At 70.0% G+C, this 22,043-nt stretch carries 20 protein-coding genes and 2 pseudogenes; 6 read left to right on the top strand and 16 right to left on the bottom strand.

Going from position 1 to position 22,043, the window contains the following annotated elements; translation table 11 throughout:
* Positions 1-127: 127 nt before the first annotated feature.
* Positions 128-865, bottom strand: a complete 738-nt coding sequence (locus NFU81_RS30230; protein WP_251496774.1) for a YoaK family protein — start codon at positions 863-865, stop codon at positions 128-130.
* Positions 866-1,243: 378 nt separating this feature from the next.
* On the opposite strand from NFU81_RS30230, the gene NFU81_RS30225 reads away from it, so the two are divergent.
* From NFU81_RS30225 to NFU81_RS30205, 5 genes are all read left to right on the top strand, one after another.
* Positions 1,244-1,966, top strand: a complete 723-nt coding sequence (locus NFU81_RS30225; RefSeq protein WP_251496853.1) for an alpha/beta fold hydrolase — start codon at positions 1,244-1,246, stop codon at positions 1,964-1,966.
* 219 nt (positions 1,967-2,185) lie between these two features.
* A complete protein-coding gene (locus tag NFU81_RS30220; RefSeq protein WP_251496850.1) occupies positions 2,186-3,304 on the top strand; it encodes an LLM class flavin-dependent oxidoreductase in 1,119 nt (372 codons plus the stop codon).
* Positions 3,301-3,933 (top strand): FMN reductase, encoded by a 633-nt coding sequence (locus tag NFU81_RS30215; RefSeq protein ID WP_251496772.1) that lies wholly within the window; start codon positions 3,301-3,303, stop codon positions 3,931-3,933. Before NFU81_RS30220 ends, NFU81_RS30215 begins: the two co-directional genes overlap by 4 nt.
* A gap of 14 nt (positions 3,934-3,947) precedes the next feature.
* Positions 3,948-4,271 (top strand): GNAT family N-acetyltransferase, encoded by a 324-nt coding sequence (locus NFU81_RS30210; RefSeq protein ID WP_251496769.1) that lies wholly within the window; start codon positions 3,948-3,950, stop codon positions 4,269-4,271.
* Positions 4,272-4,626: 355 nt separating this feature from the next.
* Positions 4,627-5,586 carry a hypothetical protein gene (locus tag NFU81_RS30205; RefSeq protein ID WP_251496767.1) on the top strand — a complete coding sequence of 320 codons (960 nt, stop codon included), beginning with the start codon at positions 4,627-4,629 and terminating at the stop codon, positions 5,584-5,586.
* Between the two features lie 533 nt (positions 5,587-6,119).
* On the opposite strand, the gene NFU81_RS30200 is transcribed toward NFU81_RS30205, so the two are convergent.
* From NFU81_RS30200 to NFU81_RS30140, 13 genes and pseudogenes are all read right to left on the bottom strand, one after another.
* The gene (locus tag NFU81_RS30200) at positions 6,120-7,547 is read right to left on the bottom strand and encodes a sugar porter family MFS transporter (RefSeq protein WP_251496765.1); all 1,428 of its coding nucleotides are present in this window, start codon (positions 7,545-7,547) and stop codon (positions 6,120-6,122) included.
* A gap of 79 nt (positions 7,548-7,626) precedes the next feature.
* Positions 7,627-8,262, bottom strand: a complete 636-nt coding sequence (locus NFU81_RS30195) for a histidine phosphatase family protein (protein WP_251496763.1) — start codon at positions 8,260-8,262, stop codon at positions 7,627-7,629.
* Between the two features lie 41 nt (positions 8,263-8,303).
* Positions 8,304-8,450, bottom strand: a pseudogene (locus tag NFU81_RS30190) (NAD(P)H dehydrogenase); the annotation flags it as partial.
* A 124-nt stretch (positions 8,451-8,574) separates the two neighbouring features.
* A complete protein-coding gene (gene gnd, locus NFU81_RS30185) occupies positions 8,575-9,540 on the bottom strand; it encodes a phosphogluconate dehydrogenase (NAD(+)-dependent, decarboxylating) (protein WP_340188954.1) in 966 nt (321 codons plus the stop codon).
* A complete protein-coding gene (gene opcA / locus NFU81_RS30180) occupies positions 9,537-10,469 on the bottom strand; it encodes a glucose-6-phosphate dehydrogenase assembly protein OpcA (RefSeq protein WP_251496759.1) in 933 nt (310 codons plus the stop codon). Before opcA ends, gnd begins: the two co-directional genes overlap by 4 nt.
* The gene (gene zwf, locus NFU81_RS30175) at positions 10,466-12,007 is read right to left on the bottom strand and encodes a glucose-6-phosphate dehydrogenase (protein WP_251496757.1); all 1,542 of its coding nucleotides are present in this window, start codon (positions 12,005-12,007) and stop codon (positions 10,466-10,468) included. The genes opcA and zwf overlap by 4 nt, the downstream gene beginning before the upstream one ends.
* A gap of 4 nt (positions 12,008-12,011) precedes the next feature.
* Positions 12,012-12,275, bottom strand: a complete 264-nt coding sequence (locus NFU81_RS30170; protein WP_251496755.1) for a hypothetical protein — start codon at positions 12,273-12,275, stop codon at positions 12,012-12,014.
* Positions 12,276-12,303: 28 nt separating this feature from the next.
* Positions 12,304-14,379, bottom strand: coding sequence for a transketolase (tkt, locus tag NFU81_RS30165; protein WP_251496753.1), 2,076 nt, complete (start codon positions 14,377-14,379; stop codon positions 12,304-12,306).
* Positions 14,380-14,438: 59 nt separating this feature from the next.
* Positions 14,439-15,014, bottom strand: coding sequence for a Dps family protein (locus NFU81_RS30160; RefSeq protein ID WP_251496750.1), 576 nt, complete (start codon positions 15,012-15,014; stop codon positions 14,439-14,441).
* Between the two features lie 606 nt (positions 15,015-15,620).
* Entirely contained in the window at positions 15,621-16,070 is a 450-nt protein-coding gene (locus tag NFU81_RS30155) for a DUF5709 domain-containing protein (RefSeq protein WP_251496847.1), read from the bottom strand.
* Between the two features lie 196 nt (positions 16,071-16,266).
* Positions 16,267-17,139: an alpha/beta fold hydrolase gene (locus NFU81_RS30150; RefSeq protein WP_251496747.1), complete on the bottom strand. Its 873-nt coding sequence runs from the start codon at positions 17,137-17,139 to the stop codon at positions 16,267-16,269.
* A 193-nt stretch (positions 17,140-17,332) separates the two neighbouring features.
* Positions 17,333-17,515, bottom strand: a pseudogene (locus NFU81_RS30145) (hypothetical protein); the annotation flags it as partial.
* A gap of 4 nt (positions 17,516-17,519) precedes the next feature.
* Entirely contained in the window at positions 17,520-18,491 is a 972-nt protein-coding gene (locus NFU81_RS30140; protein WP_251496744.1) for an alpha/beta hydrolase, read from the bottom strand.
* A 417-nt stretch (positions 18,492-18,908) separates the two neighbouring features.
* Here NFU81_RS30140 and NFU81_RS30135 point away from each other — a divergent pair, with 417 nt between their 5' ends.
* The gene (locus NFU81_RS30135; RefSeq protein WP_251496741.1) at positions 18,909-19,769 is read left to right on the top strand and encodes a LysR family transcriptional regulator; all 861 of its coding nucleotides are present in this window, start codon (positions 18,909-18,911) and stop codon (positions 19,767-19,769) included.
* 59 nt (positions 19,770-19,828) lie between these two features.
* Here the strand turns inward: NFU81_RS30135 and NFU81_RS30130 are convergent, their stop codons facing one another.
* Both NFU81_RS30130 and NFU81_RS30120 read right to left on the bottom strand, forming a co-directional pair.
* Entirely contained in the window at positions 19,829-21,073 is a 1,245-nt protein-coding gene (locus NFU81_RS30130) for an MFS transporter (RefSeq protein ID WP_251496738.1), read from the bottom strand.
* Between the two features lie 465 nt (positions 21,074-21,538).
* Positions 21,539-21,976 (bottom strand): tetratricopeptide repeat protein, encoded by a 438-nt coding sequence (locus tag NFU81_RS30120; protein ID WP_251496735.1) that lies wholly within the window; start codon positions 21,974-21,976, stop codon positions 21,539-21,541.
* Between the last annotated feature and the right edge of the window lie 67 nt (positions 21,977-22,043).

Here is a 22,043-nt window from a genome sequence, read left to right as displayed (position 1 = left end):
GTGTCCGAGGCAACCGCGTTCCTGCGGCAGACCTCGATGCTGGTGCCCTTCGGGGCGGAGGCCTGCATGGCTGCGACGTCGGCGAGAAAGTCAACTGCCCCAAGCACTCGTGCCGCAGTGCGGCTTCTCAGGGCTGCGGTTTCGTCCACACGGCGTTCGACGCCGACAGTCGGTGCGCGGTCAGGGACGTCACCACGAGCAGCAGCAGCGAGAGGCCCAGAGGGACGGCGAGTTCGGAGTGCAGTAGCAGTACAGCACCAGCCAGCGCTCCCAGGAACATGACCAGTACCGAGAGGATTCGCCGCCCCGGTCGAGGTGCGGCGCCGCCGGCTGGGTGGGAGTCCGCGGCCAGGCCCGTCAGTGTCAGGGTCAGGACGGTCGTGGTCAGGTCGGGGACGCCCAGGCGCCGGGCGACCGCGTTCTGTATGCCCATGGCGAGGCCCAGCACCACGATCAGGGTGTACTGGACTGCGGTGGGCACGTCGCCGTGGGACACCAGGGCCGTGACGACGGCAACGGCGACCAGCGCGGACTGGATCGCCGCGGTGACGGCGAGCAGCTGCCCGCGATGCGCCGCGAACCGGGCGCCGAGCCGGCCTCCCGCCAGCGCACCGACGAGGAAGGCGGCGATCGCGACGACGGAGGCGAGTGCGGACAGGCCTTCGGCGCCGGCCAGAGCGAACCCCAGGAAGACCACGTTTCCGGTCATGTTGGCAACGAAGACATGCCCGAGCGCCAGGTAGCTGACGGCGTCCACCAGGCCGGTCACCGCCGTCAGCATCAGCATGAGCGGCGGCAACGGGCCGTCTCTGTCGCCCTTGGGCGGCGCCAGCGTGCGGGCCACATCAGTCAGCAGCTCAGGCATGCCGAGTTGTTCCTTCCGTCTCGGAGGAGGGATGCAGCACCACACGTGTGAGCAGTCCGCTGGCAGGTTCCACCACGCTATTTCCTGCAGATGTCTCCATGTGTTCCGGGAGTGCACTGGAACCGTGCCGACCGTGCACTGTGCCTCGGGGTGCACTGTCAGGTGAGGGCCAGTGCACGGGTGGGTAATTCTGCTCGCTCAGGGGATCTAGCGTGGGCAGCGGAATCCGCGCAGGTCCATTGCATCTGCCTCGGAGTCGTTGCGGGCGCACCCACGACCGCCCGGTCCGTGAACCGGCCGTTGGCGCGCGGGCCGCGGTGGTCTTCGCCGGACCCGACAGCCCCCGCTCACCAGCACCAAGGAGAGAGAGAAATGAACATGGCCACCGAGCACACCCCTACGGTCGTCCTCGTGCACGGCGCCTTCGCCGACGCCGGCAGCTGGTCAGGCGTCATCGCGGAGCTGCAGGACCACGGCGTTGCAGTGGTGGCACCGCCCAACCCGCTGCGCGGCCTGGTCTCCGACGCTGCCTACATCGCCTCCGTGGCGTCTCAGATCGACGGTCCGGTGGTCCTGGTGGGCCACTCCTACGGCGGTGCGCTCATCACTGTGGCCGGTACCGCGGCAAACGTCGTCGGACTCGTCTACGTCGCGGCCTACGCCCTCGAAGAGGGCGAGAGCCTCGGCGAGCTCCAGGGCCGCTTCTCCCTCTCGGCGCTGGTGAGCAACCTCAAGGAGGCGACCTACCCCGTCGAGGGCGCCGAGCCCGCGGTCGAGGTCACCATCGAGCCCGAGGCGTTCCCGGCCATCTTTGCCGCGGATGTCCCGGCCGCCGTCACCAAGGTCCTCGCGGCAGCTCAGCGCCCGCTGGCCGCAGGCGCGTTCGGCGAAGCGGCCTCGGCCGCCGCATGGAGGACCAAGCCGTCCTGGGCTCTCATCGCCGGCGCGGACCAGGCGATCAATCCGGAGGTGGAGCGCTTCGGCGCTCAGCGGGCCGGGGCGACGATCGTCGAGCTCGACGGTGCCTCGCACGCGGTCGCCGTCTCGCAGCCCAAGGCCGTGGCGGAGCTGATCCTCGACGCGGTACGCGCGACGAGCTAGCCGGTTTCTCCAGGGGTGCGGACCGACCTCGGCCGGTCCGCACCGCTCGTCGCGAGTCCCCCGCCACGAGCGGTGGTCCGCACCGCTCGTACAGGCGTCCCTTTGCCACGAGCCGCAGCGACGATGCCGGCGACGGCAGCGATATCGAGTTCAGGGACGCGCCCCGAAAGCCTCCCGGAGAGAGTCCGAGTGACACCAGAGCCACGCAGTTCAGCAACGATCCAGTTCGGGATCTTCGCGGTGGGTGACGTCACCACCGATCCGACCACGGGCAGGACGCCGAGCGAGCACGAACGGATCAAGGCGATCACCGCCATCGCGCTCAAGACCGAGGAGGTGGGGCTGGACGTCTTCGCGACCGGCGAGCACCACAATCCGCCCTTTGTGCCGTCGTCACCCACGACGATGCTGGGCTGGATCGCGGCCCGCACCGAGAACCTGATCCTGTCCACCTCCACCACCCTGATCACCACGAACGACCCGGTGAAGATCGCCGAGGACTTCGCGATGCTCCAGCACCTGGCCGACGGCCGCGTCGATGTGATGATGGGGCGCGGCAACACCGGGCCGGTCTACCCCTGGTTCGGCCAGGACATCCGGCAGGGCATCCCGCTCGCGGTGGAGAACTACGCGCTGCTGCACCGGTTGTGGCGCGAGGACGTGGTGGACTGGGAGGGCCGGTTCCGCACCGCGCTGCAAGGCTTCACCTCCACGCCGCGGCCGCTGGACGGCGTACCGCCGTTCGTCTGGCACGGTTCCATCCGCTCGCCGGAGATCGCCGAGCAGGCCGCGTACTACGGTGACGGCTTCTTCCACAACAACATCTTCTGGCCGTCCGACCACACCAAGCAGATGGTCGACCTGTACCGCACGCGATTCGCGCACTACGGGCACGGCACGCCGGAACAGGCGATCGTGGGGCTCGGCGGGCAGGTGTTCATGCGGAAGAACTCGCAGGACGCGGTCCGCGAGTTCCGCCCGTACTTCGACAACGCCCCGGTATACGGCCACGGGCCGTCGCTGGAGGACTTCACCGAGCAGACGCCGCTGACCGTCGGCTCGCCGCAGCAGGTGATCGAGAAGACGCTGTCCTTCCGCGAGTACGCCGGTGATTACCAACGCCAGCTCTTCCTGATGGACCACGCGGGCCTGCCGCTGAAGACGGTCCTGGAGCAGATCGACATGCTCGGTGAGCAGGTCGTGCCGGTACTGCGCGAGGAATTCGCCAAGGGCCGCCCGGCAGGCGCGCCGGACGCGCCCACCCATGCCTCGCTGGTCGCCCGGCGCGACGCGGAGGCCGCCGGCGGGGCCGGGAAGCAGACGGAGTCCGTCAAGTGAACCGCGAACCGATCAAGCTCGTGGTCGTCTCGGCGGGGCTGAGCACCCCGTCCTCCTCCCGGCTGCTCGGCGACCGGCTCGCCGAGGCCGTGCGGCAGTCCGCAGCGGACGGCGGCCGCCCAGTCGAGGTGCGGGTGGTCGAACTGCGCGACCTGGCAGTGGACGTCGCCCACAACCTGGTCGCCGGCTTCGCCGGGCGCACCCTGGCGGAGGCGATCGAAGCGGTGGCCCAGGCCGACGGGCTCATCGCCGTCACGCCGGTGTTCAGCGCGTCGTACAGCGGGCTGTTCAAGTCCTTCTTCGACGTGTTCGACAACGACGCGCTCACGGGCACGCCCGTCCTGATCGCCGCTACCGGCGGCACCGCTCGGCACTCACTGGCGCTGGAGCACGCCCTGCGACCGCTCTTCACCTACCTGCGCGCCGTGGTCGTGCCGACCGCCGTCTACGCCGCCTCCGAGGACTGGGGCGGCAGCGGTGACCCGCTGATCGACACACTGCCGACCCGGATCGCCCGCGCCGCGGGCGAACTGGCCGGCCTGCTCCTGGCAAGGCCGCCCGCGCCCCGCGCGGCGGCGGGTGCGGTCGTCCAGTTCGAGCAGCAACTGGCCGCCCTGCGGCCCGAGTAGGAAAGAGCAGCACCATGGCAGCACGAGTCGCGGACAACCCGGACAAGTCGCGCTACGAGATCTTCGAGGCGGTGGACGAGGGGGGCGCGCAGCAGCGTGCCGGTTTCGCCGAGTACCACCTGTACGGCAACGAGATCGCGTTCATCCACACCGAGGTGGACCCCCGCTTCGGTGGCAGGGGCCTGGGCGGGATCCTCGTCCGCGGCGCGCTGGACGCGGCGCGCGACCGGGGGCTGGAGGTCCTGCCGTTCTGCCCCTTCGTCCGGGGCTGGATCGGCAGGCACCCCGAGTACCGGGAGCTGGTCCCCGAGGGCCAGCGCGCGCGCTTCGGTTTCTGACTCCCGCTCCGGCCTCCGAGGATCGGGGGAGCCGAAGGACCGGTCGACGGTATGGGTCGGGTCGGACGCGAGCGGGTGCCCGTATTCAGGTGGAGCGCACAACACTGAGGGACTTCCTCGGGCACAGCTCACGACGAACGCCGCGTGCGGCTGTCGCTGGCGTACAAACGGGGCCGACCCCGGCAACCTGGAGCTGACCTGCGCCATCAACGGTGAGGAAGTGCAGCACGGGTACACCGGGCACCTCATCATTCTGCGGCAGAGGTTCGTCGACCCGATCGCAATTCTCCCCCCGACCACCTCGACGGCGATTTCCGACTGATTCTGAGAGAGAAGACACATGAAGGGAACCATCATGCGAACGCGCATCGGCCTCCTGGCCACTGCTGCCGCGATGACGCTCGCCGGGACCGCCGTCGGCCCCGCGCTCGCCTCCGGTACCGACTCGACGGCGGACGCGCGCTTCGTGACGCACCTGGACATGGCCGCCGGCCAGCGGCCGGAGAACATCACTCTGGAGTCCGGGGGTGCCGTGGACGTCACCTTCGCCTACAGCCGTCAGGTCGCCCGCATCAGTCCCGACGGCCGGGCACGCATACTCGCGACCCTGCCGGAGCCCCCGGCCGGCGCCACTACCCCCGCGTTGTCGTCTCCGTTCCTTGGCGGAATCGCCCGTGCCCACGACGGGACGCTGTACTTCCTGTACGCCACGGGCAGCAACAACCTGACCGGCCTCTGGCGTCTGTGTCCGGGCGGTACCCCGAGGCGCATCGCCGCGCTGCCGGCCGCGGGCCTGCCCAACGGACTCGCCTTCGACGAGACCAAGGGACTGCTCTATGCGGCCGACTCGGTGCTGGGCACCGTCTGGCGCATTCCGCTGACCGGGGGTACGCCCACCAGGTGGGCCACGGCACCCGAGTTGGCCGCCGCGGGGTTCCTGGGCGCCAACGGAGTCAAGATCCACAACGGTGCAGTCTGGGTATCCAACCTGGACAAGGGCACCGTGCTGCGCATCCCGATCGCCCGCTACGGTGGCGCCGGCCCGATCGAGACGCGGGCCACCGGTCTCGTCAACATCGACGACTTCGCATTCACCGGCCGCGGTGACACACTGCTCGCCGCGATCAACGCGGACAACGAGGTGGCCCTGGTGAGGCCGAGCGGTAGTCACACCGTCGTGCTGACCGGCGTCGACGGGCTGGAGAACCCCACCTCCCTCGCGATACGGGGCAATACGGCCTACATCGCCAGTGGCGCCTACTTCACCAACAACGACCCCAACATCCTTGCCGCCCGGATCACCTCCGGCAGCTAGGACTGCGGAGGGCGGCCCCATCCGGGCCGCCCTCCGCACACGCGTCGACCGCCGACCCGGCCCAAGGCTCCGGCAGCGTGTACGACCGTGACGGACCACCCGTGCGTGACACCGGCTTCATTTCCTTTACGACCCGTTCGCGACCGCGCCCATGGGGACGACGGTTGCCACGCTGGCAGCCGGGGCACTGGCCGTCTGGGCGGACTGGCGCGCTGCTTTCGCCAAGACCGCTGTCGGGACCGCCGTATTCCTGGTGCTTCTTCGGGGTGTCCTGCTGCCGGCCGGCGACGGAGCACGTCGCGACGTCCGCAGCGCCTTCACCGCCTGGCCCCTGTGGACTTCTTGTCTCGGGTTTCTCGAGGGCGCGATTCTGCTCGACGGAACCAGGGAGTGGCCGAGGCGAGGACCACTCCTGGTGGGCACTGTCAGGCCGTAGCGTGCGTGCGCGCGGTCGCCTGCCGCTCGCAGGGGGGTGTGGTGCTCGGGTCCAGCGAGGCCCCATGACCCCACCCCCCGACCCCTGGTAGGGCTGCTCAGCCCAGATCGGCCAGTTCCTTGCCGTTCGTCTCGCGGACGAACCTGCTGATGAAGCCGAACGACAGTACGGCGAACGCGGCGTAGAAGCTGTAGGTGGCCGACAGGTTCCAGTCCGACATGCGCGGGAAGCTCTCGGTAACCGCCCAGTTGGCGATCCAGTTGAACGCGGTGGCCGCGGACATGGCGGCGGCGCGGATCCTCAGCGGGAACATCTCGCCGACCATGACCCACAGGATGACGCCCCAGGAGACGGCGAAGAAGAAGACGAAGGTGTGCGCGGCGATCAGTGCCACTGTTCCCTGCGCGTCCGGGATGGACAGGCTGCCACCACTGCCGGTCTTGTAGGAAAACGCCCAGGCGGCCAGGGCGAGAGAGACCGCCATTCCGGCCGACCCGATGAGAGCCAGCGGCTTGCGGCCGATCCGGTCGATGAACAGCATCGCCACCACAGTTCCCACGATGTTGACCACCGAGGTGGACAGGCTGATCAGCAGCGAGCTGGACTGCTCGATTCCCACCGACTGCCACAGGACCGAGGAGTAGTAGAAAATCACGTTGATGCCGACGAGTTGCTGGAAGACAGCCAGACCGATGCCGGTCCAGACGATCGGCAGGAGACCGAAGCGGCCACCGAACAGGTCGCCGATGCGGGGCTTGTCATTTCCGTCCAGGGACCGTCGGATCTCCGTGATCCGGGCCTGTGTGTCCACGTCGTCCCCCTCCACGTCGCGCAGCGCGGCGCGGGCCTGGTCCAGGCGTCCGGTGGTGATCAGGAAATGCGGAGACTCGGGAATGCGGCTGGTGAGGACGACGTAGACGACGGCTGGAACCACGGCGGCCATGAGCATCCACTGCCACGCCTCCAGCGGGCCGAGGGAACTCTGGCTCGCTCCTCCGGCGCGTTGGGCGATGACCCAGTTGACGAGTTGGGAGGCGGTGATGCCCAGCACGATCGCGGCCTGCTGGAAGGAGGCAAGACGTCCGCGGTACCGAGCGGGGGCCACCTCGGCGATGTAGGTCGGGCCGATCAGGGACGCGAGCCCGATCGCCACACCGCCTACGCCTCGCCAGACTCCCAGGCCCCAGACGGAGAATGGCATCGACGAACCGATCGCGCTGATGGCGAAGAGGGCGGCGGCGATGTGCATGACGCGCAGTCGGCCGATGCGATCGGCGAGACGGCCGGCGACGGCCGCCCCCACGGCGGACCCCACGAGAGCGGAGGACACTATGGTGCCGGTCTCCGAGGACGAGATGTCGAAGTGGTGCTGGATTCCGGTGACGGCGCCATTGATGACGGCGCTGTCGTAGCCGAAGAGAAAGCCTCCGATCGCCGCGGCGGCGGCGATGAAGGTGACGCGGCGGAGGCTTGGGCCGGCCGGCTGCACCGCGGTTCGGATGTCCTGGGATGCGCTGGAGGTCATGGGAGCGTGCTCCGTTTCGAGGCGCCCCGTCCGGCATGCCGAATGCCACCGGCCGGGGGAGTGATGGAAGCTGTCGGGATCAGAAGGCTGCGAAGGTGGCGGGTGCCTCGGCGACGGAGGGGTGCCTGCTGTTCCACTCGGTGATCACAGGGCGGCCGTGCTCGGTACCGAGGTGGCTGACCGCCCCGGTGTCGATGCGGAACAAGGCACCGGCGGCGGGCGGCAGGCCCAGACGCCGGGAGGTGAGTACCCGGAGGAAGTGGGCGTGGGCGACGAGGACCACGTCGCCGCCTGCCGGGTCGTCGAGCAGCGGGCCGATCCGGGAGAGGACCCGGTCGGCGCGAGCACCGATGTCCTCCGGCTGTTCCCCGGGGTGCCCGGGCGGGCCGGGGATGACACCGTCGGTCCACAGGTTCCAGCCGGGGCGGGTGCGGTGGATCTGGGCGGTGGTGACGCCTTCGTAGCCGCCGTAGTCCCACTCGTGCAGGTCGGGTTCGATCGTGGCACGACGCAAGCCGGCGAGTTCGGCGGTGCGTTGAGCGCGCTGGAGCGGACTGGTCAGTATCAGGGCGGTCGGCCGTCCGGTGAAGTGCCGGGCGGCCGACCGTGCCTGGTCCTCACCACGCGCGGTGAGTGGCAGGTCCGTGTAGCTGGTGTGCCGACGCGAGACAGTCCACTCGGTTTCGCCGTGGCGGACCAGGACGAGGTCACCCATGGTGGGTCATCTTCTTTCGGGCCTTGTGCGGCCGGGAGGGATCAGGCGGCGAAGCCGGCCTTGAAAGCGCTCGTGAGCAGGACCACGCGCTCGGCCTGGTGGCGGGCGGCGTTGCGGGTCTGCTCGCCGATGGGGTTGTTGCCCTGGGCATCGACATGCGAGGTGCCGTACGGGTTGCCGTCGACGAACGTGACGATGAGCTGCGGTTGGGGCGCCGGCCCCAGGTGCCCGTGGGGGAGGTTCTCTTCCTTGGGGTCGACGACTCCGGCGGCGATCTTGGTGCCACCGAGGTCGACTCCGACAGTGGGGCCGTCAGTCTGCATGGTCACCAACGCCGTCCGTGTTCTCGACCGCGTGGCCGCCGAACTGGTTGCGCAACTGGGCGATCATCTTCATCTGCGGGGATTCGTTCTGGCGCGAGGCGAAGCGGGCGAAGAGGGAGGCTGTGATCGCCGGCAGCGGCACGGCGTGGTCGATGGCCGCCTCGACGGTCCAGCGGCCCTCGCCGGAGTCCTGGGCGAAGCCCCTGACCTTGTCCAGGTGCTCGTCCTGGTCGAGGGCGCCGACAGCGAGGTCGAGCAGCCAGGAGCGGATGACCGTGCCTTCCCGCCAGGAGCGGAAGACCTCGCGGACGTCGGTGACCGAATCGACCTTCTCCAGCAGCTCCCAGCCTTCGGCGTAGGCCTGCATCATCGCGTACTCGATGCCGTTGTGGACCATCTTGGAGAAGTGCCCGGCCCCCACCTTGCCCGCGTGGACGTAGCCGTACGGGCCCTCCGGCTTGAGCGCGTCGAAGATCGGCCGGACCCTGGCGATGTGCTCGGCGTCGCCGCCGACCATCAGCGCGTAGCCGTTCTCCAGCCCCCACACGCCGCCGGAGACACCCGCGTCGACGAAGCCGATTCCCTGGGCGAGCAGTTCGGCGGCGTGCCTCTCGTCTTCGGTCCAACGGGAGTTGCCGCCGTCGACGACGGTGTCGCCGGGCGCGAGGAGCTCTGCGAGTTCGTCGATGACGGACTGGGTGGGAGCGCCGGCCGGGACCATCACCCAGACCGTGCGCGGCGCTTGGAGTTTGTCGACCAGTTCGGACAGGCTGCCTGCGTCGGAGAGTTCGGGGTTGCGGTCGTAGCCGACGACGGTGTGGCCTGCGCGGCGGATCCGCTCGCGCATGTTGCCGCCCATCTTGCCGAGACCGACGAGTCCGAGCTGCATATCAGTTACTCCCGTGCTGTGCGTAGTCGGCCAGATCCCCGCTTCGCGGGGGCAGCGCGGTGTCATGCACCGATCTTCACGTCCTCGGCGGTGGCGCTCAGAGCGGCGGCGTAAGCCTCGTCCGGGTCGAGACGGCGCAGTTCCTCGGCGATCAGCTCGGCCGTGCTGCGGACGCGCAGGGCGACGGTGCGGGTGGGCTGGTGGGGGATGGACAAGGTGGCCAGGGCGCCCCCCGGGCGGTCGATGACGATCTCGCCGTCGGCGGTGTGCAACCGCACACCCGTGACGACGGGACCCTTGGTCACCACCCGCTGCACCGGCACCCCGAGCCGGTCGGCGAGCCAACGGGCCAGCAGTTCCGCGCTCGGATTCTCCGCCTCGCTCTCCACGACCGCCCGGGTCACCGTGGCCCGGGCCTGGTCGAGGGCCGCCGCCAGCATCGAGCGCCACGGGGTGAGCCGGGTCCAGGCGAGGTCGGTGTCACCGGGCGTGTACGTGGTCGCGCGTACGCCCAGCTCCCGGAGGGGCTCCTCGACGGCGTACGAGTCGGTGATGCGGCGGTGAGCCAGCGCGCCGAGCGGATCCTTCACCGGGACGGCGGGGGCGTCCACCGGCCACCAGACGACCACCGGCGTGTCAGGCAGCAGCAGGGGGACGACGACGGAGCCGGCGTGTTCGGTCAGCTCGCCGTACAGCCGCAAGAGGACGGTCTCGACGCTGCCCGCGTCGCTGCCGACACGTATCTCGGCGTCGAGGTGGGTCCTGCCGCGGCGCTGCTCTTTGCCGGTCGGTCGCTTGATGACTGCCAGGACGCGTGAGGGGTGCTCGCGGGAGGCGTCGGAAGCGGCCTTGACCGCGTCATGCGCGTTCTCCTCGTCCGTGACGATGACGAGGGTGAGCACCTTGCCGACGGCAGGGCTGCCGTTGGCCCGGCGTGCCTGGACCAGAGCTTTGTTGATCTTGCTGGCTGTGGTGTCGGTGAGGTCGATGTTCATGGCCGACGCCAGCTCCTTCCGTCTTGTGCGAGCATCTGATCCGCCTCGACCGGCCCCCAGCTTCCGGCCGGATAGTGGGCCAACCGGCCGTGCTTTTGCCAGTACTCCTCGATCGGGTCGAGGATCTTCCAGGACTCCTCGACCTCCTCGGTGCGGGGGAAGAGGTTGGCGTCGCCGAGAAGGACGTCGAGGATCAGCCGCTCGTACGCCTCGGGGCTCTCTTCGGTGAAGGACTCGCCGTAGGCGAAGTCCATGGTCACGTCGCGGATCTCCATCGAGGTGCCCGGCACCTTGGACCCGAAGCGGACGGTGACGCCCTCGTCGGGCTGGACGCGGATGACGATCGCGTTCTGGCCCAGTTCCTCGGTGGCCGTCGAGTCGAACGGGGAGTGCGGGGCACGCTGCAGCACGACCGCGATCTCCGTCACCCGCCGGCCGAGCCGCTTGCCGGTGCGCAGGTAGAAGGGGACTCCCGCCCAACGCCTGTTGTCGATCCCCAGCTTGATCGCGGCGTAGGTGTCGGTCTTCGACGCGGGGTCGATGCCGTCCTCGTCGAGGTAGCCGATGACCTGCTCGCCACCCTGCGAGCCCGCGGAGTACTGCCCGCGCACGGTGTGCCTGCCCAGGTCGGCGGGGAGCGTGGCGGCCTTGAGGACCTTCAGCTTCTCCGTGACCAGGGACTCGGCGTTGAAGGCGGACGGTTCCTCCATGGCTGTCAGCGCCAGGAGTTGGAGGAGGTGGTTCTGGATGACGTCCCTGGCCGAGCCGATGCCGTCGTAGTAGCCGGCGCGGCCGCCGATGCCGATGTCCTCGGCCATGGTGATCTGCACATGGTCGACGAAGGACCGGTTCCAGATCGGCTCGAACATCTGGTTGGCGAAGCGCAGCGCCAGGATGTTCTGGACGGTCTCCTTGCCCAGGTAGTGGTCGATGCGGAACACCTGGTCGGGCGGGAAGACCTCATGGACGACCTGGTTCAGCTCCTTGGCGCTGGCGAGGTCGTGGCCGAACGGCTTCTCGATGACCGCACGCCGCCACGAGCCCTCGGGGGCGTCGGACAGGCCGTGCTTCTTCAGCTGCCGCACCACCTGCGGGAAGAACTTCGGCGGAACGGAGAGGTAGAAGGCGTAGTTGCCACTGGTGCCCCGGGTCACGTCGAGCTCGTCGACGGTCTCGCGCAGCTTCTTGAACGCCTCGTCGTCGCCGAAGTCGCCGGGAACGAACCGCATCCCCTCGGACAACTGGCGCCAGACCTCCTTGCGGAAGGGGGTCCGGGCGTGTTCGCGTACGGAGTCGTGCACGATCTGGGCGAAGTCCTGGTGCTCCCACTCGCGGCGGGCGAAGCCGATCAGCGAGAAACCCGGCGGCAGGAGACCGCGGTTGGCGAGGTCGTAGACGGCCGGCATCAGCTTCTTGCGGGACAGGTCGCCGGTGACGCCGAAGATGACGAGACCGGACGGTCCCGCGATGCGGGGGAGGCGACGGTCCGCGGGGGAGCGCAGCGGGTTGGCCCAGCCGTCGACCCCGATGTCTGACATGGTGTCAATCTCTTTCAGTGGGAGGTTGCTTGTGCTCGGTGGTGGCGAGGGCCGACTCGGCGAGATGAGGCGCGCATCCGTCACCTTGTGCGGTGGCCACCTGGAAGGTCGACGGGGTGGTGGTGACACCCACCACGTGCCGCCGGCCGGCGCGTTCGGCGAGGTTGGCGGCCCCGGACCGCTTGCGCGACAGGCCGTCCAGCCAGATCGAGATGCCCTCGTCGGAGAGGCGCTCGAACGCTCCCGTGGTGCGGGTCGTTTCGGACAAGGCGATCATCTTCTTTCCGGCGATCGGATCAACCGCGGGCGGCAGCCAGTGATTCCCGGGCTGCGGCGGCGACGTTCTCGGGGGTGAAGCCGAATTCGGCGAACAGGGTCTTGGCCTCGGCGGAAGCGCCGAAGTGTTCGAGGGAGACGATGCGTCCCGCGTCACCCACGAACCTGTGCCAGGTCAGGCCGATCCCGGCCTCGACGGCGACGCGAGCCTTCACCGACGGCGGAAGGACGCTGTCGCGGTACTCGCGCGGCTGCTCCTCGAACCACTCGACGGACGGCATCGACACGACCCTGGTGCCGATCCCCTCGGCCTCCAGCAGCTCACGGGCGGCGACGGCGAGCTGGACCTCGGAGCCGGTGGCGATGAGGACGACAGCGGGGGTTCCCGTGGAGGAGTCGTCCAGGACGTAACCGCCGCGCGCGGCGTCCTCGTTGGGCGCGTAGGTCGGAACGCCCTGGCGGGTGAGGGCCAGGCCGTGCGGGGACGGATTGGCGGTGTGGCGCCTGAGGATCTCGCCCCAGGCGATGGCGGTCTCGTTGGCGTCGGCGGGCCGGACGATGTTCAGGCCGGGGATGGCGCGGAGCGAGGCGAGGTGCTCGACCGGCTGGTGTGTCGGGCCGTCCTCGCCGAGGCCGACGGAGTCGTGCGTCCACACGTACGTCACGGGAAGCCGCATCAGCGCGGACATGCGGACGGCGTTGCGCATGTAGTCGGAGAACACCAGGAAAGTGCCGCCGTAGACACGGGTGTTGCCGTGCAGCGCGATGCCGTTCATCTCTGCGGCCATCGAGAACTCGCGGATGCCGAAGTGGATGGTACGGCCGTACGGGTCGGCCTCGGGCAGCGGGTTGCCCCTCGGCAGGAAGGAAGACGTCTTGTCGATGGTGGTGTTGTTCGAGCCGGCCAGGTCGGCAGAGCCGCCCCACAGCTCGGGCAGGACCGCGCCGAGCGACTGGAGCACCCTGCCGGAGGCGGCCCGGGTGGCGACCGCCCTACCGGGTTCGAACACCGGCAGTGCGTGTCTCCAGCCCTCTGGCAGCTGACCGGCCACGACCCGGTCGAGGAGCTTCGCGCGCTCCGGTCGGGCGCCGCGCCACTTGTCGATCTGCCTGTCCCAGGCCGCGTGCAGCCCGGCGCCGCGGTCCAGGGCCGCGCGAGTGTGGGCGAGGACCTCGTCATCGACCTCGAAGGTCTTGTCAGGGTCGAAGCCGAGTACCCGTTTGGTTGCCGCGACCTCGTCCGCGCCCAGCGCGGAGCCGTGCGCGGCCTCGGTGTTCTGGGCGTCCGGGGCAGGCCAGGCGATGATGGTGCGCATGCCGATGATCGAGGGACGCCCGATCTCGGCGCGCGCCGCCTTGAGCGCCGCGTACAGCGCGTGCACATCGATGTCGCCGCTCTCAGCGGGCTCGATGCGCTGCGTGTGCCAGCCGTACGCCTCGTACCGCTTCAGCACGTCCTCGGAGAACGCGGTGGCGGTGTCGCCCTCGATGGAGATGTGGTTGTCGTCGTAGACGAAGACGAGGTTGCCGAGCTTCTGGTGACCGGCGAGGGACGACGCCTCGGCGGAGACCCCTTCCTCGAGGTCGCCGTCGGAGATGATCGCCCAGATGGTGTGGTCGAAAGGGGACTCGCCCGCGGGGGCGTCCGGGTCGAACAGGCCGCGCTCGTAGCGGGCGGCCATCGCCATGCCGACGGCGTTCGCGACGCCTTGGCCCAGCGGGCCCGTGGTGGTCTCCACGCCGCTGGTGTGGCCGTGCTCGGGATGGCCGGGTGTGAGTGAACGGTGGGTACGGAAGGACTTGAGGTCGCCCAGCTCAAGGCCGTACCCGGCGAGGAAGAGCTGGGTGTAGAGCGTCAGGGAGGTGTGGCCCGGGGACAGGACGAACCGGTCACGGCCGGCCCAGTCCGCGTCGGCCGGATCGTGACGCATCACCTTCTGGAAGATCGTGTACGCGGCCGGGGCCAGGCTCATGGCGGTGCCGGGGTGGCCGTTGCCGACCTTCTGTACGGCGTCGGCTGCCAGGATGCGGGCGGTGTCCACGGCCCGCTGGTCCAGGTCTGTCCATTCGAGACCGCGGCTTGAAGGCTTGCTCATCCTGATCAAGCTCTCTCTGTCGGCGTAGGGGTTCAGGTGTGCACGTGGTTGAGCTGCGGTCAGGCGCGGACAAGGGGTGTGTCGACCAGGTGCTCGGCCAGGAACCAGGCCTGCAGCTCACCGGTGCGGATCACCTGGGAGACCAGCAGGTCGTTGCTGCCGTCGTCGCCCAGCTCGGCAGACCGGGCAGCGGCGTCGTGTGCCTGGACGAGGATCGTCTCGTGGGCCTCCAGCAGCCGCGACAGCATGGCCGGGACCTCCTCGACCCCGTCCGGTGGCCGTGGGATGGAGGTGATCTCGCTGACGTGCCGCGGGTCGGCCACGGCCACACCGCCCAGGCTCTGCACCCGCTCGGCCAGGGTGTCGACGAGTTCCAGCTGCTCCCCGGCGTGCTTGTCCAGCACCAGGTGCAGCTGGTAGAAGGTCGCCCCGCGGACCAGCCAGTGATGCTTCTTGTAGAGGGAGTAGAGGATGTGCGTGTTCGCCAGCACCTGGTTCAGGCGCTGGCAGGCATACATACGCGTGTCGTAGGACAGTCCGATCGGGAACTGCTTGACGGTCCCGAACTCCTGGATGACCGCGCCCTTCTGATGCAGCCACGGCTGGCTGCTCCCCGGGGTGGTGTGAGTGCTCATGTAAGGGGTCTCCTGCAAGTGGATGGGTGCCGGCGTGTGCTTACGCATCGACGCTATGTCCAGCTCCGGGGCTCGTGTTGCCCGAGAATGCATGCGGATGTGCCCGGCAGTGCACGGGGGTTCGGCGGTGGCGGCCGGGTGGGAGGACCTGGCCGCATGTGAGGACCGCGTCTTCCGGACGGCGAACGAGCGGTGCGACACGGTGCTGGCGCCGGTGCTGAGCCAGCCGCCGTTTGCCCCCCGCACATGGCCCGCCACACATCTACCTCGCGCCCGTCGCGGATCTGCAGCTGCGCTCGCTGCCAGCCGGCTACGTGCTCGCGGGAGGCCCGGTGCCGGAGGATGAGCTGACCGGGTTTTTCGCGCGGCCGGCCCGGGGGAACGAGGGCATCCAGGGTCTGGACGACCGGCTGGTGGCCCGGTGAGCCGCGTGGTCGCCGGGCCACCCTGCCCGAGGTGGGGCGACGAAGAGATGACCTACGGGCCGGGCCGTCGACTGCCCGTGGCCGACCGTGCGGGTCGAGGGACACACGGCGAGCGCGGGTCGGATGACGAGGCAGGGCCGGTCCGAGCGGGCACCGGCCCTGTCCTGCGCCCGCCGTCCCGTCAGTAGGTCTCGGAGTCGGGGATCAGGTGTATCGCAGCCTCCTCGGCCGATGCCCCGGCGCCGTCCAGGCCGATGTCGAAGGCAATCAGGTCGGATTCGGTGTTCCCGTGGCTGCCCTCGTCAGGCGCGACCAGCCGTCCGGCGCGCTCGTCGCCGACCTCGTCGTCGATGAGTTCACCGTCGGTGTCCCAGGTGTCTCCGACACCGTCGCCTTCCGGGACACCGATGTCGGGCACCTCCTCGGACAGACGCTCGTCCAGACTCTCGCCCCGCAGCCGCTCCGAAGCCGTGACACCGGCGCGCTCCACGCCCCAGGGCCTCTCCGGAGGCGAGTAGCCCTCGTCAAGAGCCTGGTCGCCGGCCCGGTAGTCCAGGGTGTCCGACGCGTCGAGCAACCCGACGTCGTCCTGCACCCCGGAACCGTCCGGCTGGTAGACCTCGTCACCCATCGCTTCGTCGACCACTTGCGCTCCCTAGTCGCTCTCGGGCGCTGGAGGTTGGGGCTGGCCAATCCTCATCAGGCCCGTCCATTGCACGCACCGTCCTGGCGAAGGCGGTGCGGCCACAAGTGTCCCCCGGCGGCTCCCCTGACGTCGAAACTGTGCGCTCCTGAGCAAGGAGTGGGCGCCGGTGGATACGGCCGTGTCAGGAGCGGTCGGCCGCTCGGGCGGCGTCGAGGATGACGTCGGTCACGGCGTCGGGCCGGGTGATCAGTGACAGGTGACCGGCGTTGACCTTCGTGACGTGAGCGCCCGCACGGGTGGCCATGGCCAGCTGTTCGGCCGGTGGGATGACGTGGTCGGCGGTGCCGACCACGGCCCAGGAGGGGATGGTCTGCCAGGCGGGCGTACCGGACGGTTCGGATCCTGCGCTGACGGCGAAGGGGCGCTGACCGGCCGCCAGGAGTGCGGCCTGGGCGCCGGGGACGCCGTTGGCGAAGCAATCCGCGAATCCCTTGTAAGCACCGTTGGGCGCGGTCTTGAGGTAGGCGTCGTAGTCGCCCGCGGGCGAGCCCGGGTAGGGCACCAGGTTCAGGAACGTCGACGGGTCGGCGGTGACGCACGAACCGGGCCGGGCGGCGTTGATCTGGAACACGGTCTCGCCCTGGGCAGGGATGTAGGCGTCGTCGTAGACGAGTGCCTTGACCTGGGGATTGCCCGCGGCGGCATTGGTGATGACCACGCCGCCATAGGAGTGCCCCACCAGGACGACGGGGCCCTGGACGGTGGCCAGGTAGTCCTTCAGGGTCTGGGCGTCGTAGTCGACACCGCGCAGCGGGTTGGGCGGGGCGGCGACGGTGTACCCATCGTGCTGGAGGCGGCTGATCACCGCGTTCCAGCTCGACGCGTCCGCCCACGCCCCGTGGACGAGCACGATGGTCGGCTTGGCGCCGCGGTCCTCCGCGGTGGTCGCCCGCGCAACCACCTGGGTCGCCGGCACCAGTGCCCCGGCGGCGGCCAGGGCGCATGCGGCGGTCAGCACGCGGGACTTGCGCGTGCGCATTCCTCGGAGTCGCATAGTGGAGATCCTTTCCGTGGCCCCGTTTTGGGGCGGTATGAGTGGGCTCACCGAGCGTCGATGCGCTGCGGCGCCGGCTCGGGAGCGGACACGGCCGGGACGGTGAAACGGTCCGGCGTGCCCCGGAGGGCGAACCGATGGGCGGCTCGCCCCTGTAGTGGTGGCGGCTCCGCGCGGGTGCGGTTCGGGGGAGCTAGTCCGCGCGGCCGGCTGTTCCCTCGGTGAGGCCGGTGGCACGTACCGCGTCCATGATCAGGCCGGCGACCCGCGCCGGCTGGGACACGGCGACCGCGTGCGAGGCGCCCTCGGCTTCGATGACCGTCGCCGCGGCCCGCCGGGCGCCGAAACGCTCGACCTCGGGGTTGATCGCGTTGTCGGGCTCAGGCGGCGTGCAGCACGGCGCGCAGGGTGTCGGTGGCGAGCGTGATGGCGGCCTGCGCCGCGTGCGTCCCGCGCAGGGCGTTGAGCATCACGAAGTCGTGGATGATGCCCTGGAACCGCACGGCGGTGACGGGCACACCGGCCCCCCGGAGCTTGTTCGCGTACGCCTCGCCCTCGTCGCGCAGCACATCGGCCTCGCCGGTGATGACAAGGGCGGGGGGCAGTCCGGTGAGCTGCTCGGTGGTGGCACGCAGGGGAGAGGCCGTGATCTGGGCACGCTCGCCCTCGTCGGTCGTGTACTGGTCCCAGAACCACTGCATGCCGTCACGGCGCAGGAAGTAGCCAGTGGCGAACTGGTGGTACGAACCGGTGTCGAAGCTCGCGTCGGTGACCGGGTAGAACAGCACCTGCTGCACCAGCGGAACGTCGCCGCGCTCCTTGGCCATCAAGGTCAGCGCGGCGCTCATGTTGCCGCCGACCGAGTCTCCGGCCACCGCCAGCCGCGTACCGTCCAGGCCCTTGGAGGTGCCCTGCCGGACGATCCACTGGGCGACGGCGTAGTTCTGCTCGATGGCGACCGGGTAGCGGGCCTCGGGAGACAGGTCGTACTCCGGGAACACCACGGCGGCGCCCGCACCGACGGCCAGTTCCCGCACCAGGCGGTCGTGGGTGTGTGCGTTGCCGAACACCCAGCCGGCGCCGTGGATGTAGAGGACCACCGGCAGGATTCCCTCGGCGCCCGCGGGCTTGACGATGCGGGCACGGACGCTGCCCGTCGGACCGCCCGGGACAGTGATCCACTCCTCGTCGATCTGCGGCTTCTCGATCTCGCCGGACTGCACCTCGTCGACGGCCTTGCGCCCTGCGGCAGGGGGTATGCCGAACAGGTACGGCGGATTGGCGGTGGCCTCCGCGAATGCGGCTGCCTCGGGCTCCAGCACCGGCTGAACGGGCCTGACGGTCTCGGGCATGTGGATCTCCTGAATCGGTCATGGGGACACCGGCGCTTCCGGCAATGCGGCCAGATCCGTGAGCACATCCTGGAACCGCTGCCCGCCACGTTAAGCCTCCGGGTCCGCGGCAATTGTCCGTGCGCGCACCGCTGCTGTCGTCGCCGGGCACAGATGTCCTCAGCGTCGCGAGAGATGCTTTCGGCACGTCGATATGGTCCGCCGGAGCCAAACGGATCGGCGGGCGGGAACGAGGACTTCCGCCGTGACGGCTTCCGCGGTGGAACTCCGACGCGCTCGTCGCGGGAGGCCGTCAGATCGGTGCCGGATCGCCCGTTCGACCGCGTCGATGTCCTTCCCCGCGTATCGGATGCGATGATCACGCCCGGGGCGGATCTCCACAGGGGATGGCCGTCCGGCTCGCCTTCGGGAGTGGATATGGATCTGCGTCAGATGGAGGTTGTCGTCGCCGTCGCCGAGGAAGGACGGTTCACGGCGGCGGCACGGCGTCTGCATGTCGTGCAGTCGGCGGTGTCCGGTACGGTGCGCGCGCTTGAGAAGGAGTTGGGGACCCAGCTGTTCGACCGCACCACGCACCGGGTCTCCCTGACCGCGGCCGGTGAGGCGTTCGTGCCGGCTGCCCGCGCGGCGCTGCGGGCGGCGGACCAGGCCAGGGCGGCGGTCGACCTCGTACGAGGCGAGCTGCGAGGGCAGGTCACGGTCGGCACCATGCAAGGTGTCTGGGCCGGTCTGCACCATGCGCTGGCCGCGCTGCGGGCCGAACACCCCGGTGTGGTGGTCCGGCTGCGGCAGGCGGCGGTCGCCGACATCCGGGAGGCGCTACGCGACGGATCGGTGGACCTCGCGGTGGTCGCCTTCGACCGCCAGCAGCAGCGCGGGCTGGAGACCCGACTGCTGGCACGTGAGGAGATGGTGGTGGCGGCGTCGCTCTCCCGTGCCTTCGCCCAGGACGACCGGGTCACCTTCGCCGAGATCGCCCGGATGCCGTTCGTCGACTTCACGCCCGGCTGGGCGATCCGCTCCGCGGTGGACCGGGTCTTCCGGGCCGCCGCGGTCGAGCGCAGCGTCGCCTTCGAGGTCAACGACATCGTCGCGGCCTCCGAACTGGTCCGGCACGACCTCGGGGTCTGCGTCATGCCGGAGTCCATCGCCGGCCGCTTCCCCGACCTGGTCCTGCGCCGGTTCGCCCGGAATCCGCCGCGTTGGAACGTCCTGGTAGCGCGTCCCGGCGGAGAGGCACCTCCGGCGGTTGCCGCGCTGCTGCGGCACATCACCTGACCGCTTGCGGCGGCACACCACGAGCGCCGGCGCTCGTGGTGTGCGACCGGCGCGCGCCGTCAGCTTGCGGCGGGGCCCGCGGATCGGCGCTCCGTGGTCCAGTAGAGCAGGGCCGCGACGGGCAGGGCAGCGCCGAGAGCGGTCACCGCGGTCCAGCCCCCGGCGTGGTAGGCGACCGACCCGAGCTGCGACCCGATCGCGCCGCCGAGGAAGAAGATGGCGATGAAGGAGCTGTTGAGGCGTGCGCGGGCAGCCGGGTCCAGCCGGTAGACGGTGTGCTGGCCGAGGATGAGGGTGGTCTGCACGGCCATGTCCAGCAGGACCGCGGCCAGCGCGAGGAGCACGATGCTGTGCTTGCCGAAGCCGGCCAGCGCGGCGGCGAGCGCCGCGACGGCCAAGGCGGCACCGGTGATCGGCCGTACCAGTTCGCGGTCGGCCCAGTGGCCGGCCAGCGGTGCCACGGCGGCACCCGCTGCGCCGACCAGGGCGAAGATCCCGACGCCCAACGCGGAGTAGTGGAATCCGGGGCCGGTGAGGACGAACGACACGGTGGTCCAGAAGGCGCTGAACACGCCGAACATCGCCGCCTGGTACAGCCCCCGGCGTACCAGCGCCGGATGGGTGCGCACCAACTGGAGGGTGGAGCGGAGCACATGGTGGTAAGGGGCGGTGGTGGTCGGGGCATGTTCCGGCAGGGCCAGGTGCAGGCCCAGGGCGAGTAGCGCCATCAGGACCGCGGAGCCCAGGTAGACGACGCGCCAGCCGGCGATGCCGGAGACCAGGCTGCTGAGCGTGCGGGACAGCAGGATGCCGGTGAGCAGTCCGCTCATCACCCGGCCGACGATCCGGCCCCTGGCGTGGTCGGGGGCCAGACTGGCGGCGAAGGGGACCAGGATCTGGGCGACCACCGAGGTGGCCCCGCTGATCAGGGAGGCGATCAGGAGCATCGGGAAGCTGGTCGCCGCACCGGCCGCAACCAGGGCGAGCGTGGTGACTGCCAGCAGGGTGGTCACGAGGCGGCGCTTCTCGATCCGGTCACCCAGCGGGACGAGGAAGAGCATGCCCACCACATAGCCGATCTGAGTGATCGTGATCAGCGCGCCGGCCGTGGCGGTGCTGGTGTGGAAGACGTCGCTCAGTGACGACAGCAGGGGCTGGGCGTAGTAGAGGTTGGCGACCGTCATTCCGGAGGCGACCGCCAGGAGCGCCACCAGCCACCCGGGCACGCCGGAGGCGGCCCTGGGCGACGGGGTGCCCGGTGCGGTCGGGCTGGTCGTACGGGTGGAGCGGGAGTCGGTGGACATGTGCGCCTTCCCTGATGGGGCTCCGTGGTGGTCGAGCGGCTGCTTCGGCGCTCGCACGGGTACCAGCGCTCTTCGGGTACTCCATGCTTCCCCTCTGACAGCGATGATCAGAGACAACGGTCATCTGGAAAGGAGATGACCGTCCGCAGGTGCGACCGGTGCGTGTACGGGGCGGCAAGGCGTCTTCATCCCGCGCGCACCAGGCCTACCGGCGCAGGCGGGGAATTCGGTGCACGATCGCGGAACCGGCCGACCAGGTCGAGCACCGCTAACGGCGCGGAAGGGCGGGGGCCGGCCTCCGGCTCTCGACCGCGAGACCAAGGCCCGGCACGCGGTCGAGTGCGGCATCAACCGATTGAAGAGGAACCGCGCCGTTGCCACCCGGTTCGACAAGCGGCCGCCGCTGACCGGGTGGCGGGGTCACCGCCTGGCCCGGCCGCCGCCACGGCGCAGGCCCGGCCGGGCTCAGTTCGGGGTGGCGTCGCCGGAGAGCGCGCCTGCCATGCGCAGCCATGGGGCGGCCTCCTGCTTGCGGCCCTGGCGCTCCAGAGTGCGGCCCAGCATCAGATGCGCGTAGTGTTCGACCGGATCCCGGTCGATGATCACGCGCAGCTCTGCCTCGGCACGCCGCAACTGGGCCGAGTGGTAGTAGGCCCGCGCCAGTAGCAGCCGCGCCGCCACGTGCTCCGGGAATTCGGCGACGATGCCGGTGAGGAGGTTCGCCGCTTCCACGTAACCTTTCTCCTCGAAGAGCAACTCGGCGAGCTCCCAGCGCTCCGCCGCGGTCTGTTCGCGCACCACGGTCGCGCTGCCGCCGACGTCGTCGAAGAGGTGCAGAGCACTCGCCCAACGGTCCGCCGTGGGCTCGCCGTCGGGACGGTGGCTGTTGAACCTGGTGGTCACGGTGGTTCTCCCGTCCGGGGTGGTTGAGGCTCGCCGGGGCCTGTACCTCTCCCCGGCGGCGGTGTAA

The organism is Actinacidiphila cocklensis (genome assembly GCF_907177275.1).
Classification (GTDB): domain Bacteria; phylum Actinomycetota; class Actinomycetes; order Streptomycetales; family Streptomycetaceae; genus Actinacidiphila; species Actinacidiphila cocklensis.
The sequence above is the reverse complement of the archived record's forward strand: the minus strand, read 5'-3'. Positions and strand labels throughout refer to the sequence as shown.